Source organism: Mesorhizobium sp. WSM4808, assembly GCF_055811675.1.
The window spans coordinates 35,682-51,243 of record NZ_JBVVQX010000021.1 but is presented as its reverse complement, the minus strand read 5'-3'; the positions used below and the strand labels follow the sequence as shown (position 1 = coordinate 51,243).

General features: G+C 63.0%; 11 protein-coding genes and 1 pseudogene. 8 read left to right on the top strand and 4 right to left on the bottom strand.

All coding sequences use genetic code 11. The annotated features are described in order from the left end of the window. The first annotated feature begins 3 nt into the window (after nucleotides 1–3). From AC0L2U_RS29070 to gltX, 4 genes and pseudogenes are all read left to right on the top strand, one after another. Nucleotides 4–414 (top strand): GNAT family N-acetyltransferase, encoded by a 411-nt coding sequence (locus AC0L2U_RS29070; RefSeq protein ID WP_127398669.1) that lies wholly within the window; start codon nucleotides 4–6, stop codon nucleotides 412–414. A gap of 378 nt (nucleotides 415–792) precedes the next feature. Beyond that, nucleotides 793–2,597 (top strand): annotated as a pseudogene (locus tag AC0L2U_RS29065) (ABC transporter ATP-binding protein). A 261-nt stretch (nucleotides 2,598–2,858) separates the two neighbouring features. Continuing rightward, the gene (locus tag AC0L2U_RS29060) at nucleotides 2,859–4,034 is read left to right on the top strand and encodes a hypothetical protein (protein ID WP_473603040.1); all 1,176 of its coding nucleotides are present in this window, start codon (nucleotides 2,859–2,861) and stop codon (nucleotides 4,032–4,034) included. A 334-nt stretch (nucleotides 4,035–4,368) separates the two neighbouring features. Then, the gene (gltX, locus tag AC0L2U_RS29055) at nucleotides 4,369–5,742 is read left to right on the top strand and encodes a glutamate--tRNA ligase (RefSeq protein ID WP_128289587.1); all 1,374 of its coding nucleotides are present in this window, start codon (nucleotides 4,369–4,371) and stop codon (nucleotides 5,740–5,742) included. Here gltX and AC0L2U_RS29050 read toward each other — a convergent pair. From AC0L2U_RS29050 to AC0L2U_RS29040, 3 genes are all read right to left on the bottom strand, one after another. Continuing rightward, the gene (locus tag AC0L2U_RS29050; RefSeq protein WP_473603039.1) at nucleotides 5,660–6,874 is read right to left on the bottom strand and encodes a DUF2865 domain-containing protein; all 1,215 of its coding nucleotides are present in this window, start codon (nucleotides 6,872–6,874) and stop codon (nucleotides 5,660–5,662) included. The two genes, gltX and AC0L2U_RS29050, sit on opposite strands and share 83 nt — an antisense overlap. 89 nt (nucleotides 6,875–6,963) lie before the next feature. Then, a complete protein-coding gene (locus AC0L2U_RS29045; RefSeq protein WP_473603038.1) occupies nucleotides 6,964–9,288 on the bottom strand; it encodes an NADP-dependent malic enzyme in 2,325 nt (774 codons plus the stop codon). 177 nt (nucleotides 9,289–9,465) lie between these two features. Next, the gene (locus tag AC0L2U_RS29040; RefSeq protein WP_473603037.1) at nucleotides 9,466–10,245 is read right to left on the bottom strand and encodes an SDR family oxidoreductase; all 780 of its coding nucleotides are present in this window, start codon (nucleotides 10,243–10,245) and stop codon (nucleotides 9,466–9,468) included. A 119-nt stretch (nucleotides 10,246–10,364) separates the two neighbouring features. On the opposite strand from AC0L2U_RS29040, the gene AC0L2U_RS29035 reads away from it, so the two are divergent. Both AC0L2U_RS29035 and AC0L2U_RS29030 read left to right on the top strand, forming a co-directional pair. Further along, entirely contained in the window at nucleotides 10,365–11,180 is an 816-nt protein-coding gene (locus AC0L2U_RS29035) for a UDP-2,3-diacylglucosamine diphosphatase (RefSeq protein ID WP_473603036.1), read from the top strand. Between the two features lie 124 nt (nucleotides 11,181–11,304). After that, nucleotides 11,305–12,519 carry an MFS transporter gene (locus AC0L2U_RS29030; RefSeq protein WP_127810521.1) on the top strand — a complete coding sequence of 405 codons (1,215 nt, stop codon included), beginning with the start codon at nucleotides 11,305–11,307 and terminating at the stop codon, nucleotides 12,517–12,519. Here the strand turns inward: AC0L2U_RS29030 and dgcA are convergent. Further along, complete coding sequence (gene dgcA / locus AC0L2U_RS29025; RefSeq protein WP_127382672.1) at nucleotides 12,490–13,473, bottom strand: N-acetyl-D-Glu racemase DgcA; 984 nt, start codon at nucleotides 13,471–13,473, stop codon at nucleotides 12,490–12,492. The genes AC0L2U_RS29030 and dgcA overlap by 30 nt on opposite strands. Nucleotides 13,474–13,549: 76 nt before the next feature. Between dgcA and AC0L2U_RS29020 the strand changes: the two genes are divergently transcribed. Together AC0L2U_RS29020 and AC0L2U_RS29015 are read left to right on the top strand one after the other, a co-directional pair. Continuing rightward, nucleotides 13,550–14,737, top strand: a complete 1,188-nt coding sequence (locus AC0L2U_RS29020) for an MlaE family ABC transporter permease (RefSeq protein WP_023810578.1) — start codon at nucleotides 13,550–13,552, stop codon at nucleotides 14,735–14,737. A 1-nt stretch (nucleotide 14,738) separates the two neighbouring features. Beyond that, nucleotides 14,739–15,560 (top strand): ABC transporter ATP-binding protein, encoded by an 822-nt coding sequence (locus tag AC0L2U_RS29015; RefSeq protein ID WP_473603035.1) that lies wholly within the window; start codon nucleotides 14,739–14,741, stop codon nucleotides 15,558–15,560. The last annotated feature ends 2 nt before the right edge of the window (nucleotides 15,561–15,562 follow it).

Genomic DNA, 15,562 nt, shown 5'->3' with positions numbered 1-15,562 from the left:
GCCATGCCCGATTGTGAGATCAGCTTCGACATGTCACGGATCGATTTCCGCGCGACATCGGGCCTGTTGATGGCAAGCTATTGGGGCGCCGGACGCACTGACGAAGTCCATCGCCGCGCCTTTGCCAATTCGCTTTGCGTCGGCGCTTATGTCGATGGCAGGCAAGTCGGCTTCGGCCGCGCGATCACCGACCGCACGGTGTTCGCCTATCTCGCCGACATCATCATCTGGCCCGGGCATCGCGGGCAAGGCATAGGCAGCCGGCTCGTCCAGGCCCTTATCGATCATCCTGAAGTCAGGACTGTTTTCCACTGGAGCCTGTCGACCAGCGACGCACACGGCGTCTATGAGAAGCTTGGGTTCAAGCCATCGACCGATGGCCGCTACATGCGCTTGGATCGCATTCCTGAATGAGGCGCGCGGCTTGCTCCGTTGTTGCAAAATAATCGCAGTGGTTGGACCAGATACACTTTTGGCGTGAACTCGTCTTGGCGATACATCGGAGCGTCTCTATAAGGACACCTCCGCAATTGTCTTGCGGGAGGTCCGAATGGCAGTATTTCACATGGTAATGCGAGGCCGCGAAGCCTAGGTCTCATCCGGCGCTCCGCGAAGGTTTCCCCTTCGTGCCGATGCCGGACCGAGCACAGGCTTATGCCGATGCCGATCGCCGCCCGATTTGGGCGATACGCCAAATATGCCACTCCGCTTCCGGGCACTCATTGGCTCCTTGCGCGGCTTCTTCAATTTTCGACCTACTGGGATCGGGCTCGTTTGTGCCCGAATGACATCATGGCTCGTTTCAAGATCGATTTGCGCGCGAGCGCCTTTCGCAGCGTTCTTGGCTTCACGCTCACTCATTGGCGGCGTCAGCCCTGGCGGCTCTCGCTCATCATGGGCAGCTTCCTGCTGTCGACGCTGGCCGATGTGCTGACGCCGCTCTACTCCGGCCGGCTGGTCGACGCCGTCGCCAGCAGCGCCGGCGCTGACGCCATTGCCTGGAATGCCGCGATGACGGCGTTCTCGATGTTGATGGCGCTGGCGCTGGCCGGCGTCGTGTTGCGCAACCTGGCGTTCATGGGAATCGTCGAGCTGACGTTGAAGATGATGGCCGACATCGCCGCCGATGCTTTCCATCGCGTCCAGCGCTTTTCCACCGACTGGCATGCCAACAGCTTTGCCGGCTCGACGGTGCGCAAGGTGACGCGCGGCATGTGGGCTCTCGACCTGCTCAACGACACCATCCTCATCGCGCTGCTGCCGTCAATCGTCATGCTGGTCGGCTCGACATTGCTGCTTGGCTGGTTCTGGCCGTTGATGGGGGCGGTCGTTGCTGCCGGTTCGGTGCTGTTCATCACGGTGACGGCGCTGCTGTCACTTGGCTATGTCGCGCCGGCGGCAAGGCTCGCCAACACCTGGGATACCCGCCTCGGCGGCTCGCTGGCCGACGCGGTCAGCTGCAACGCCGTGGTCAAGGGCTTGGCGCCGAGGAGCGCGAAGAACGCCGACTGGCCAAGGTCGTCGCCAAATGGCGTGCGCGCACACGGCGCACCTGGGTGCGCGGCACCATCAACGGCACCACGCAAGGGGTGCTGCTGCTGGTCATGCGCGCCACGGTGATCGGCCTGGCGCTGATGCTGTGGTCGTGGGGGCAGGCGAGCGCCGGCGACGTTGCCTTCGTGCTGACCTCGCTCTTCGTGCTGCAGGGCTATCTCAGGGATATCGGCACGCATATCCGCAATCTGCAGCGCTCCATCAACGATATGGAAGAGCTGGTCGATTTCCAGTCCGAACCGCTCGGCATCGAGGACCGGCCCGGTGCCAAGCCGATCCGGATCACCGAAGGACGGATCAGCTTTGACAACGTCACCTTTCACTATGGCCATCACCGATCGGCGCTTTACCGCGACTTTTCGGTCGATATCGCGCCGGGTGAGCGCGTCGGGCTGGTCGGCCATTCGGGGTCGGGCAAGACGACCTTCGTCAAGCTTATCCAGCGGCTCTATGATGTGAATGCGGGGAAAATACTGGTCGACGGCCAGGACATCTCGCAGGTGGCGCAAGCCTCGCTACGCGGGCAGATCGCCATCGTTCAGCAGGAGCCCATCCTGTTCCACCGGTCGCTGGCCGAAAACATCGCCTATGCCAGGCCGAGTGCGACGCAAGATGAGATCGAGCATGCCGCGAAGCTGGCGAGCGCGCATGACTTCATCACCAACCTGCCGAAGGGCTATGGTACGCTGGTCGGCGAACGCGGCGTGAAACTGTCGGGCGGCGAGCGTCAGCGCGTGGCGATCGCACGCGCCTTCCTTGCCGATGCGCGCATCCTGATCCTCGACGAGGCGACATCGAGCCTCGATTCGGAATCGGAGGTGCTGATCCAGCAGGCGATGGAGCGGCTGATGGTCGGCCGCACGACGCTGGTCATCGCGCACCGGCTTTCGACGGTGAGGGCGCTGGACCGGCTGCTGGTCTTCGATCGCGGCAACATCGTCGAGGAAGGCTCGCATGATGAACTGATCCGGCTGAAAGGCGGCATCTACCGCCGCCTGTTCGAGCGCCAGGCATTGGAACTGACCAAGGGACTTGTGAGCTGAATTGAGGCGGCCTCCAGCTTCGGCCGGAGGCCGCCTCTGTCCGGCACGGTCAGCCCAGCGGGCTGGAGCAGGGCATGCGATCGCAAGGCCGCGGCCAACCCGCCGATCAGCGCAGTGATGCTGGCCGACTTGATTTGCCTGTGAAGCCCTGTCCGGATAGTAAGTCTTGAGACCTCTGTTCATCATACTGACCGAGATACGTTGTTTCTACCATTGGTTGATATATATCCGATGGAGGGCAACCCACGGACGTTCTTCACGATGCATCTTTCTGCAAATGCCGAGGAGAAGTTGGCTGCGCCGTCAGTGCTGGAATCTCAGCATGGCTCGGTTCGGCCGCTGGCTGCCGAAGATCTCGAGCGCGTCGCCGCACTCTTCCTGACGAAGTTTCGCCGACGGCGCCGTCACCTCCTCGATCGCGCGATCGCCGAGACGGCCGCGTATATGAGAGAGATTTATCTCGACCCTGCCGGCCACTCCGGTGAAAGCAACGCTCTTGTCCAGATCAACCGGCAGGGTCGTCTGGGTGGATTCCTCGGCGTTCTGAAAGCCCGCTACGAGCTCAATGAAGCGCCATTGAATGCGGCGATCATCGGGCCGCTCATGGCCGACCCCGGCGCCGATGACGGCTCGGCCGGACCCCAATTGCTGCGTGCCTTGCATCAAGGCGAATTCGATCTGCAGCTGACCGATTCGGCCAACCGGACATCCTTGGCCTTCGCGCGCCCGATGAAGTACCAACTCCTTCCTGTGCATTGTCTGGGATGGACATATGTTTTCCGGCCGGCGGCGATGGCCGCCTCCGCACTGCACCGTAAATGGCCTGGCCTGCCTCGCCTTGTACTCGATCCATGCGCAAGAGCATTCGATGCTCTCGCGAAGAAAAGGTTCGAGCCGCCGGTCCTCCATTCATCGTCGCATCGCACCCATCGTGAGCCGATCGATGCCGTTCAATTTGCCGAGAAGCTGCCGACCCTCCTGTCTGGTTACGCTCTTCGGCCGAGTTGGAAGGATGGGGAACTTGCACGGCTGCTTGCGCTGGCGGCCGAGAAGCGGGCCGACGGCCCCCTTCATTTCGGTGGGACCTACGACGAAACGGGCAACATGCTCGGTTGTTATGCCTTCTATGGTCAAGCCGGCGGCGTGGCGAACCTGTTGCAGATCCAGGCATCCGGATTGCACTGGGGCGCGACGCTGGATGCGCTTGTCGCCGCCGCATGGGAGATGGGCTGCGTGGGCATCACCGGACAGACGCAGACCAAATTCATACCTCAACTCTTTGGCTACAAGAATGTCTTCTTCCGCTATGCCGGTGGAACAATGGTCCGCTCGCGGATCGCCGAGGTCACGGAAGCGGTCCGCTCCGGCGACATCTTTATCGGTGGATTGGTGGGCGACCGCTGGACCCGCCTCAGTTCCGATGATTTCGGCCGCTGATCGCCTTCAAGCGCTACAACTTGGGTTAATGGGTTCCTTCGGAGCCTTCGCCGACGCGTTGGCTGACGGAGCATCAAACGAAAAACCCGCCTGTGCGGCGGGTCGCTGGCGCAAATCAGCACCATAGCCAAATATGTACCATAGCTGAGGGCACCGAGTCAAGAAAAAATTCCTATCGTGAAAAGCTGCCGGCACAAAATGGGCACCGCCGGCCTGGGCGCAGTCGGAGGCGTCCACCGTCCGGTCTTTTCATTCCAGCCGCCATGTTCTATGTCTGCCGGCCAGCGCGGGGGCGCATCTTGTCAACCACAAAAGCATCCGGTACGCCCCGTTCATGACAGTTACCGTTCGTTTCGCCCCGTCGCCGACCGGCCGCATTCATATCGGCAATGCGCGCACGGCGCTGTTCAACTGGCTGTTTGCCATGAACAACAAGGGCCGATTCATCCAGCGCTTCGACGACACCGACATTGCGCGCTCGAAGCAGGAGTTTTCCGACGCCATCCTCTACGACCTGCATTGGTTGGGCATTTTTCCCGACGCCACCGAGTACCAGTCGCGGCGCTTCGAAGTCTATGACGCGGCGGTCGAGAGGCTGAAGACGGCAGGCGTTCTCTATGCCTGCTATGAAACGCCGGAGGAACTCGATCTCAGGCGCAAGGTGCGCCGCACGCGCGGCCTGCCGCCGGTCTATGGCCGGGAGGCGCTGACGCTGACGCACGAGCAGATCGCCGAGTACCAGGCCGATGGCCGCCAGCCGCACTGGCGTTTTCTCCTCCCCAATTTCTCAGGCGATCCACAACAGCCGGAACGCACCGAAATCCACTGGAACGACCTGGTGCGCGGCGAGGAAACCGTCGATCTGGCTTCGCTTTCCGATCCGGTCCTGGTGCGCGAGGACGGCACTTATCTCTACACACTGCCTTCTGTCGTCGACGACATCGAGATGGGCGTCAGCCATGTCATCCGCGGCGACGACCACGTCACCAACACCGGCGTGCAGATCGCCCTGTTCCAGGCGCTGGCTGCCGAGCCGCCAGTGTTCGGCCACCATAATCTCCTGACCACCGCATCGGGCGAGGGCTTGTCGAAGCGCACCGGCGCGCTCTCGATTGAAAGCCTGCGCGAGGACGGCATCGAGCCGATGGCCGTCGCATCATTGGCCGTCCTGGTAGGCACTTCGGAGAATGTCGCGGCGGTGCCGACGATGGGCGAACTCGCCGAACGCTTCGATCCGGCGGCGACATCGAAATCCGCCGCCAAGTTCGATCCGGACGAGCTGTTCGTGCTCAACCGGTCGCTGCTGCACCACATGCCGTTCGCCGAGGCACAAGACCGTCTGATCGTGCTCGGCGTCTCTGGCGAGCAGGCCGAACCGTTCTGGCTGGCGGTGCGCGGCAATCTCGACAGGCTGGCCGATGCGGTCAACTGGTGGCGTATCCTGCGCGACGGACCGCAGGAGAAGCCGGAATTTTCCGATGACGATCGCGATTTCCTTCGACAGGCCTTCGATCTGCTGCCGGAGGAACCTTGGAGCGCGACGATCTGGAAGGACTGGACGGGCAAGATCAGGGAAGCGACCGGCCGCAAGGGCAAGGCGTTGTTCATGCCGCTCAGAGCAGCCCTTACCGGACTGCCTTCGGGGCCGGAGCTTGCAGATCTATTGCCGCTGATGGGTCGGGAAGGAACGTTGGCCCGACGACCCTGACCTTGCGCTGTTCCGGCGGCAGCGCGGACACCGGCGACGTCACCGGCTTGGCGGAAACCCGCTTGATCGCCTCGCGGTCGAGCCCGCCTTCCTGATTGGCCAGCGTTTCGGGATCGGCACCTGGATCCGGTTTGGAGATCGGCACCGGAATGAACGGTGCGGAGTCCGTCTCGGGTTGCAACTGTTCCGGATTCGGCGGGTTGCCGGCGATGATCTGAAAACCCTGCGCGGCGGCGTTGCAGCCGCAAGCCGGCGGCCGCGACATATCGGGCTGCTTGTAGAGATAGGCGGTCGGCAATTCGCTGTAGGGTCGGCCGGTGACGGATGACGTCATCGAGGCCGAATCGTCGTCCATGCCGCGCGAATAGAAAACCTGCATCTCGGTGCCGGGGCAGCTCGATTCGCAATTCTTCTGGTCACGTTCGAAATCGCCTGCCGAGGCTGAGTTCGACATCGGGAAGAAGTAGCCGTCGCAGGTGCGCACACAGGAAGTGTGGAACTCACCGCCGACGCTCGGAAAATCGGGTATGCCGGGCTGGTTGAGCACACGGCGGACATTGCGCTCCTCGCCGGGATCGTCGGGCTGGTTGGGCTCATCAAGCATATCGAGCTGCTGGCTGTTGCCGCCAAAAAGCTGATCGAACAGGTTTGCGCTGCCGCCCTCGCGGTTGGCTTCCTGCAAAGGCGCCCGCCGAGGCGCAACGGCGTCGTCGCGGCAGCCATTGGCGTCAAGCGCCGCCAGGATGCGTCCGCGGTCGCGGCGCGAGCCGCCGCCGGCCAGCCGCTCGCGCTTGTTCTGCAAGGCGTCGAGATTGGCATTCATGCGATCGATGGTGGCGTTTAGCCCGGCGCATTGATTGAGGTTGCGGCCAAACAGCGAAAAGCCGCACCCGGCCCGGCTCGCTTGGCCGCGGGCTTTCGAAATCTGCTCATGCTGCCTGGCAATTGCGGAATCGTATTTCCGGATCAGCGCCGGATCGCCACCGCCGCCGCGCGAGGACGCGGCAAGATCGGCTTCCAGCTGGCGGCAGACCCACGAGGCGGCCTGTGGCTCGGCCACCCCCCAGGTTGCGGACAACAGGAGGCCAAGCAGCACGGCAGCATGCGCCTGCTTCCACCCTCCGCTTGCCATCCGCCCAAACTCCGCCTGCCAAATCCGACTGTTAGCCCCGCAAGGCTACCGTGTTCGCGGTTAACTGCAGTTTACCGCGAAATCCGTGTTCAGCCCAGATTGACGACCGCCTGTGCCTTGTGGGCGGCTTCCACGACGGCAAGCGCCGTCATGTTGACGACGCCGCGCGAGGTGACCGACGGCGTCAATATATGCGCCGGCATGTCCGTGCCGAGCAGGATCGGCCCGACGTGCAGCGCATCCATCATGGTTCTGAGCGCCGTCAGCGTGATGTTGGCCGAATCGAGGTTGGGGAACACCAGCAGATTGGCTTCGCCCTTCAGCCGTGAATGCGGATAGACGCGCTGGCGCAGATGCTCCGACAGAGCGGAATCGGCGTGCATCTCGCCATCGCATTCCAGCTCTGGGGCAATGCGCGCCAGGATCGCCGCCGCTTGCCGCATCTTCAGGGCACTGGGCGAATCGCGCGAGCCGAAATCCGAATGCGAGAGCAGCGCTGCCTTCGGCTCGATGCCGAAGCGCTGGATTTCTTCCGCCGCCAGCACCGTCATCTCAGCGATTTCTTCCGCCGTCGGGTCGACGGAGACATGCGTGTCGGTCAGGAAGATGATGCCGCGCTGCGAGATCAGCATCGAGAGCGTCGACAGGTCGCGATCCTTGACGCCGGTGCGCGGGCCGATGATCAAGGTGACGTTGCGCAGATGCCGCTCGAAGCGCCCTTCGAGGCCGCAAACCATTGCATCGGCATCGCCGCGTTTCAGCGCAAGTGCTGCGATCACCGTGTTGTCGGTGCGCACCATGGTGCGCGCGGCTTCCGTCGTGACGCCGCGCCGGCCGGCGAGTTCGATCAAAAGGTCGACATAATGGCGGTAGCGCGGATCGTCTTCCGGGTTGATCAGGCCGAAATCGACACCGGGCTTGATACGCAAGCCGTAGCGCTTCAGGCGCACCTCGATGACGTGCGGCCGGCCGATCAGGATCGGCTCGGCGATGCCTTCTTCGAGCACCACCTGGGCAGCGCGCAGCACGCGCTCATCCTCGCCGTCGGCATAGATGACGCGCTTGGCGCTCGATGCCTTGGCGGAGGAGAACACCGGCTTCATCACCAGGCCGGAGCGGAAGACGAAGCGGTTCAGCTTGTCGATATAGGCGGCGAAATCGGTGATCGGCCGCGTCGCGACACCGGTGTCGCAGGCCGCCTTGGCGACCGCGGGCGCTATGCGCAGGATCAGCCGCGGATCGAAGGGCGAAGGGATCAGGAATTCAGGGCCGAAGATCGGCGTCTCGCCGGAATAGGCGCGGGCAGCGACGTCCGAAGGTTCCTCGCGTGCGAGCGCTGCGATTGCTCGCACCGCCGCCATCTTCATCTCCTCGTTGATGGCGCTGGCGCCGCAGTCGAGCGCACCACGAAAGATGTAAGGAAAACACAGTACGTTGTTGACCTGATTGGGAAAATCGGAACGGCCGGTGCAGATCATCGCATCCGGACGAGCTGCACGCGCTATTTCCGGCATGATCTCCGGATTGGGGTTGGCCAGCGCCAGGATCAGCGGCTTCGGCGCCATGTGCTGGAGCAGTTCCGGCTTCAGCACGCCTGCCGCCGACAGGCCGAGGAAGACGTCGGCGCCCGATATGACGTCGGCCAGCGTGCGCGCCTCGGTGTCCTTTACATAGGGGTCTTTCCAGCGATCCATCTCATCGGTGCGGCCCTTGTAGGCAACGCCGAAACGGTCGGTGACCCAGATGTTTTCGACCTTGGCACCGAGCGAGACCAGCAGGTTGAGGCAGGCAAGGGCGGCAGCCCCGGCGCCGGAGGTGACGATCTTGATGTCCGATATTGTCTTGCCGGCGAATTCCAGCCCGTTGAGCACGGCGGCAGCGACGATGATGGCGGTGCCATGCTGGTCGTCGTGGAACACCGGTATCTTCATGCGCGCCTTCAGCTGTTCCTCGACCTCGAAGCATTCCGGCGCCTTGATGTCCTCGAGGTTGATGCCGCCGAAGGTCGGCTCGAGCGCCGAGATCGTCTCGACCATGCGCTCGATACCCGGCGCGTCGATCTCTATGTCGAAGACATCGATGCCGGCGAACTTCTTGAACAGGACGGCCTTGCCTTCCATGACCGGTTTGGAGGCCAGCGGGCCGATATTGCCGAGGCCGAGCACCGCCGACCCGTTGGTGACGACACCAACCAGATTGGCGCGTGCGGTGTAGTCGGCGGCGGTCGCCGGATCGTCGCGGATTTCCAGGCAAGGGGCGGCGACACCAGGCGAATAGGCGAGCGCGAGGTCGCGCTGGTTGCCAAGCGGCTTGGTCGCCTGGATCTCGAGCTTTCCCGGCCTTGGGTGCTTGTGGAAGTAGAGGGCGGCTTCGTCGAGGTCCGAACGTGCCGTCTTTTTGCTCTCGCCTTCCATGCGGCCGCTCCCTCGAAATCTGGCTGGAGATTCCCTTTTAGCATGCAGCCGTGGTTTTTCGCGACGCTAATTGACGCGCCGGCAGCTTTACCCGGCGGCGCGTAGAAAGTCGCTAATGATCAAATGCTTATGCCGATTCTCTAACGGACGGCTCCTACAGTTTCACGGACAAGTTGATCAAAAGGCGCTGACGTAGAGACCACCATCGACCGGTATGTTCTGCCCGGTCAGATAGCCGGCATGGACCGAGCACAGGAAGGCGCAGATCTGGCCGAATTCTTCCGGCGTGCCGAGCCGCTTGGCCGGAACGTCGGCGCTGATGCGGGTCTTGCGCGCGGCCGCGGCCTCAGGGCTTTCTACGCTGCCGGCTTCATGCGGGCCGCGCAGCCGGTCGGTGTCGAGCTTGCCCGGCAAAAGACTGTTGATGGTCACGTTGCGGTCGATCACCGTTCTGGCCACGCCGGCAAGAAACGAGGTCAGGCCGGCGCGCGCGCCGGACGACAGGTCGAGGCCGGGAATGGGCACATAGACCGACAGCGATGTGATGTTGACGATGCGGCCGAAGCCGCGCGCCGCCATGCCGTCAAGGACAGCCTGGACCAGCTCGATCGGCGTCACCATGTTCTGGGTGACGCCTTCGAGGATCTTTTCGCGATCGAGCGTGCGGAAATCGCGAAGCGGCGGGCCGCCATTGTTGTTGACGAGGATGTCCGGCTCGGGGCAAGCCGCGAGCAGCGCCTTCTGCACCTCCGGCTTCGAAACGTCGCCAACGACTTCCGTCACCGTGACGCCATATCGCTCGCGCAACTCCGCGGCGGTTTTCGCCACCAGCTCGGCATTGCGCCCGTTGACCACGACATCGCAGCCGGCTTCCGCCAGCGCCATGGCGCAACCGCGCCCAAGTCCCTTGCTCGAAGCGCAGACGATGGCCTTCTTTCCGCGGATACTGAGATCCATGACGATTTCTCCTGTGATTTGGCCGGCAAGCTAGTCCTTCGGCTGGACCAATCGCAACCGTCATACGGTTGTTGCATGAATCGGGTCATAGCCTGCGCGAAAGCAAGGGTGAAATCGCGATGTCCGGCCAAGAGCCCCGCACTTTCCGCAGCATGTTCATCTCCGACGTCCATCTGGGCTCGAAGGCGGCCAAGGCCGAATTCCTGATCGATTTCCTTCGATATCACGATGCCGATATCATCTATCTGGTTGGTGACATCGTCGACGGTTGGCGGCTGCGGCGGAGCTGGCATTGGCCGCAAAGCCACAACGACGTCGTGCAGAAACTGCTGCGCAAGGCGCGCAAGGGCGCCAACATCACCTACATCGCCGGCAACCATGATGAATTCGCCCGCCAGTTCCAGGGCGTGCATTTCGGCGGCATCGTTGTCGCCGACCGCGCCATCCACGAGACTGCCGACGGCAAGCGCCTGCTCGTCATCCATGGCGACCAGTTCGACACCGTGGTCCACAATGCGCGCTGGCTGGCCTATCTCGGCGACCATGCCTATGACGCGGCCATGCTGGTCAATCGGGTGGTGACGCGGCTGCGGCAACTTCTCGGCCTGCCGTATTGGTCGTTTTCGTCCTGGGCCAAGCACAACGTCAAGAAGGCGGTGAACTTCATCGGCTCGTTCCAGACCATGCTTGCGGACGAGGCGCGCCGCTCGCATGTCGACGGCGTCATCTGCGGCCACATCCATCATGCCGCCATCGAGAATTTTGGCGATGTCCAGTACATCAACACCGGCGACTGGGTGGAAAGCTGCACGGCCGTGGTCGAGCATTTTGACGGCCGCATGGAAATCCTGACCTGGGCGCAGGTGCTGCCAGAAGCGCCGGACGAGCCCTTTGTCCCGTTGCTCATCGAGGGCCGGGTAGGGCAGGCGGCATAGTCCGAAGTCTTTTCAGGCTTCGGAATCGATCAATTAGTCCAACCGGTTTCGTCCGGTTTTCGTCCATGTTAAGGGATCGATACGCGTTGCCGTCCGGTCGAATACAGCGCGATTGGATCGATTCATGGCCCTGCCGCAGCTCTCGCCCGAACAACTCGTCAAGCCGCGCCATTTCGAACTGCGCATGAGCCTGATCTTCGCGACGCTGTACGTGCCGCTCGGAACCCATTTGCCTTATTTTCCACTGTGGCTGCAGGCCAAGGGTTTTCACGCCGAGCAGATCGCCGTCATTCTGGCGGCGCCGATGTTCCTGCGCGTGGTGACGACGCCGTTACTGACCGCGTTGGCCGACCGTGCCAGGGACCGCGCCGATGTCTATGTCGCGCTGATGGCTGCATCACTGCTCCTGTCGGCAGGCTATTTCCTGCCACCGACCTATGCGATGGTGCTGGCGGTCTCACTGGCGCTGACCATTGTCTGGACGCCGCATTCGCCGATCGCCGACTCGCTGGCGCTTTCGGGTGTCCGCCGCTTCGGTTCGAACTACACAAGCATGCGCAAGTGGGGCTCGATCTCCTATCTCTGCGCCAATGTCGCCGGCGGCTTCATTCTGTCGGCAACCGGCTCGCAGGCCGTTCCGGTTATCATTCTGGCGGCGTTTGCCGCGGCCCTTGCCGCTGGCCTGCTGGCGCCGCGTCTAGGCCGTCCGCGGCGCGCCTCACCGCTGTCGGCCACCGACATCCAGCATTCGGCGCCGAAGCTTCTCAACCCGTATTTCCTGTATTTTTCCGTCGGCGTCGGCGTCATAACCGCCAGCCACGCATTCCTCTACGGTTTCGTCTCCATCTACTGGAAATCGATCGGCCTCAGCGATTCGGTTGTCGGTCTCTTATGGGCCTGGGGCGTGGTGTCGGAAGTCTGCATGTTCATGATGTTCACCCGCTTTTTTGACCGGTTCTCCGTCGTGTCGATCATGGTGATGGCGGGGATCGGCTCCATCGTGCGCTGGATCGCCTTTCCGCTGGTCTGGCCGCTCGGCCTCGGCATTCCCGGTTTCTTCGGTGTCCAGTCGCTGCACTCGGTCTCGGTGGCGCTTGGGCTGATCGGCCTGCAGAAGATGATCGGCGAAACCGTCTCCGAGGAGCGGACAGGTGCCGCGCAAGGCATTGCCTATTTCTCCAACGGCTTCTTCATGGCGGTGGTGACGCTGGCGTCCGGCCCGCTCTACGACCATCTCGGCGTGGACGGCTTCTTTGCCATGATCCCGATCGCCTTGATCGGCCTCGTGCTGATCGGCCTTGCAGCGCGCTCAGCCCCACAGCGCCACATCGGGCGGTGACACCATCGATCCCTGGTAGACAAGGCCCGGTACCCGGTCGCGGGCAAGCAGCAGCGGACCGTCGAGGTCGACGAAATCGGCATGCTGGGCAAGCAGCACCGCTGGCGCCATCGCCAATGACGTGCCGACCATGCAGCCGACCATCACGCCGAAACCGAGTTCGCGGGCGCGATCGCGCAGCACCAGTGCCGCAGTCAGGCCCCCCGACTTGTCGAGCTTGATGTTGACGGCATCGTAGAGACCGACAAGCGCTTCGAGATTCTCAGCCTCGTGCACGCTTTCATCGGCGCAGATCGGCACGGGATGGGCGATATGGCGCAGGATTTCGTCATGACCGGCCGGCAGCGGCTGCTCGATCAGCGCGATGCCTTGTTCGGCGGCAAAGGCGAGGTTCGCAACGATGTTGTCGTCGCTCCAGCCCTCATTGGCGTCGAGGATGATGCGGCTGTCTGGCGCTGCCTGCCTGACCGCGCGGATGCGGGCGATGTCGTTGTCGCCGCCGATCTTGACCTTGAGCAGCGGCCGCGCCGCATTGGCGCGAGCCTGCGCCGCCATCGCCTCCGGCTCGCCCAGCGACAGCGTGTAGGCGGTTTCGAGCGCCTGCAAGGGAAGAGCACCTATCGCGACTGCTACCGAGGTTCCGCTGAGCTTTGCCTCCAGGTCCCAGAGAGCGCAGTCTATGGCGTTGCGGGCGGCTCCGGCCGGCATGGCATCGAGCAAGGCGGTCCGGCTGATGCCACCGGCGATCCGGCCGCGCATGGCCTCGATCGCGTCGCGCACGCCCTCCATGGTCTCGCCATAGCGCTTGTAGGGGACGCATTCGCCACGGCCGAGGTGGCCGCCCTCGCCGATCGTGCAGGAGATCACCTCGGCTTCGGTCTTGGAACCTCGCGAAATGGTGAAGGTTCCGGCGATGGGAAAACGCTCGGCCTCGACCGAAATGACACGCGCCATATTTTTCTGCTCCTGCTGTGCGACAAGCGTTGTCGGCAAATCGACAGGTCAGACCCGTCAGGCTAAACAGGACGCCATGTTGACCATCGGCAAGCGCGACGCAAGCGGCACGACCGCAGGGGAGGCTGACCACGAACCGCGCGTGGCGATCGGCGAGGAGGATGGCGTTCTTGGCTGCGCTTTCTCCGGAATCTGGACCACAAGGACCGTCGCGCTCATCGACGCCGACATGCGCAAGATCGAAAAGCGAAGCGGCTTCAAAACCTTGGCGCTCGATGTTTCCAAGATCGAGAAGATGGACACCGCCGGCGCCTGGCTGATCGACCGGCTGGTCAGCGCCTTCGAGAAGAAGGGCGTCGAGATCCAGATGCAAGGCCAGAGCGAGATCGCTTCGATCCTGCTCGAAGCTGTCGGCGAGGCCGTGCGGCGCGAACCCGAATCCGGCCCGGCGCGGCCGCCCAACATCGTCATTCGCGCTCTCGAGGCAGTCGGGCGCCGCGTCTACGAGATGCGCGACGATTTTCTCGCCTCGATGAACATCCTCGGCGCCACCATCCGTGGCGCGCAGATGAAGCTCGGCCGTGGCCATGCCGTCAACCCGGCGGCGATTTTCAACCAGATCGACCGCATGGGCGTCGGCGCCATTCCGGTGGTGGTGCTGATGTCGGCGATCGTCGGCGCCATCGTTGCCCAGCAAGGCGCCTATCAGCTCAGCTATTTCGGCGCCGATATCTTCGTCGTCGACCTGGTCGGCGTGCTGATCCTCCGCGAACTCGGCGTGCTGATGACGGCGATCATGATCGCCGGCCGCTCCGGCAGCGCGATCACCGCCGAGATCGGCTCGATGAAGATGCGCGAGGAGGTCGACGCGCTGAAGGTCATCGGGCTCAACCCGATCGGCGTCCTGGTCTTTCCGCGGCTCGTGGCGCTGGTCATCGCCTTGCCGTGCCTGACCATCATCGCCAATTTCGCCGCACTCGGCGGCGGCATACTGGCTGCCTGGCTCTATTCCGACATCCCGCCCGCCGCCTTCATCGACCGGTTGCGCGTCGCCATCGATCTCAGCACCATCTTTGCCGGCCTGATCAAGGCGCCGTTCATGGCCATGATCATCGGCACGATTGCCTCGGTCGAAGGCATGAAGGTCGGCGGCAGCGCCGAATCGCTCGGCCAGCATGTTACCGCTTCGGTTGTGAAGTCGATCTTCGTCGTCATCATCCTCGACGGACTTTTCGCCATGTTCTACGCAGCGATCGAGTTCTGAGATGAAGCTGCGAAACAGGAAAAGGGCAGGCGCATTGGCTGATGAGGCGGGCGAGGGCGACATAGTGCTTTCCGCGCACGACATCAGCGTGTCCTTTGCCGACAAGCTTATCCTCGACAAACTGTCGCTCGACATAAGGCGCGGCGAAATCCTTGGATTTGTCGGCGCCTCGGGTGCGGGTAAATCCGTTCTGCTGCGCACCATTCTCGGCCTGACGCGCAAGCAGTCGGGTAGGATCAAGCTGTTCGGCGTCGATATCGAGAAAGCTGATGATGCCGAGCGTCTGCGCATCGACATGCGGCTTGGCGTGCTGTTCCAGCACGGCGCGCTGTTCTCGGCGCTGACAGTGCTGGAAAACGTCCAGGTGCCGATGCGCGAATATCTCGACCTTCCGCGAAAGCTGATGGACGAACTGGCGATGCTCAAGATCGAGCTGGTTGGGCTGCCGCCCGATGCGGCGCAGAAATTCCCGTCCGAACTGTCCGGCGGCATGATCAAGCGCGCCGCGCTGGCCCGGGCACTCGCGCTCGATCCCGACATCGTCTTCCTCGACGAGCCGACATCGGGCCTCGATCCGATCAGCGCGGCGGAGTTCGACGAGCTGGTGGTCAAACTGCGCGATACGATGGATCTGACCGTCTACATGGTGACGCACGATCTCGACACGCTGTTCACCGCTTGCGACCGGGTGGCCGTGCTCGGCAAGAAGAAAGTGCTGGTCGAAGGCACCATCGACGACATGCTGAAGAGCGAGGAACCGTGGGTAAAGTCCTATTTCCGCGGAAAACGCGCCCGGCAACTTGATCTTGCGGCGCGCGCATAGCC

What these genes read in the sequence shown, in the direction of transcription:
- AC0L2U_RS29020 (WP_023810578.1), top strand. Translation starts at nt 13,550, where the DNA reads ATGTTGACCATCGGCAAGCGCGACGCAAGCGGCACGACCGCAGGGGAG.
- AC0L2U_RS29040 (WP_473603037.1), bottom strand. Translation starts at nt 10,245, where the DNA reads ATGGATCTCAGTATCCGCGGAAAGAAGGCCATCGTCTGCGCTTCGAGC.
- AC0L2U_RS29050 (WP_473603039.1), bottom strand. Translation starts at nt 6,874, where the DNA reads ATGGCAAGCGGAGGGTGGAAGCAGGCGCATGCTGCCGTGCTGCTTGGC.
- gltX (WP_128289587.1), top strand. Translation starts at nt 4,369, where the DNA reads ATGACAGTTACCGTTCGTTTCGCCCCGTCGCCGACCGGCCGCATTCAT.
- AC0L2U_RS29030 (WP_127810521.1), top strand. Translation starts at nt 11,305, where the DNA reads ATGGCCCTGCCGCAGCTCTCGCCCGAACAACTCGTCAAGCCGCGCCAT.
- dgcA (WP_127382672.1), bottom strand. Translation starts at nt 13,473, where the DNA reads ATGGCGCGTGTCATTTCGGTCGAGGCCGAGCGTTTTCCCATCGCCGGA.
- AC0L2U_RS29070 (WP_127398669.1), top strand. Translation starts at nt 4, where the DNA reads ATGCCCGATTGTGAGATCAGCTTCGACATGTCACGGATCGATTTCCGC.
- AC0L2U_RS29035 (WP_473603036.1), top strand. Translation starts at nt 10,365, where the DNA reads ATGTCCGGCCAAGAGCCCCGCACTTTCCGCAGCATGTTCATCTCCGAC.
- AC0L2U_RS29045 (WP_473603038.1), bottom strand. Translation starts at nt 9,288, where the DNA reads ATGGAAGGCGAGAGCAAAAAGACGGCACGTTCGGACCTCGACGAAGCC.
- AC0L2U_RS29060 (WP_473603040.1), top strand. Translation starts at nt 2,859, where the DNA reads ATGCATCTTTCTGCAAATGCCGAGGAGAAGTTGGCTGCGCCGTCAGTG.
- AC0L2U_RS29015 (WP_473603035.1), top strand. Translation starts at nt 14,739, where the DNA reads ATGAAGCTGCGAAACAGGAAAAGGGCAGGCGCATTGGCTGATGAGGCG.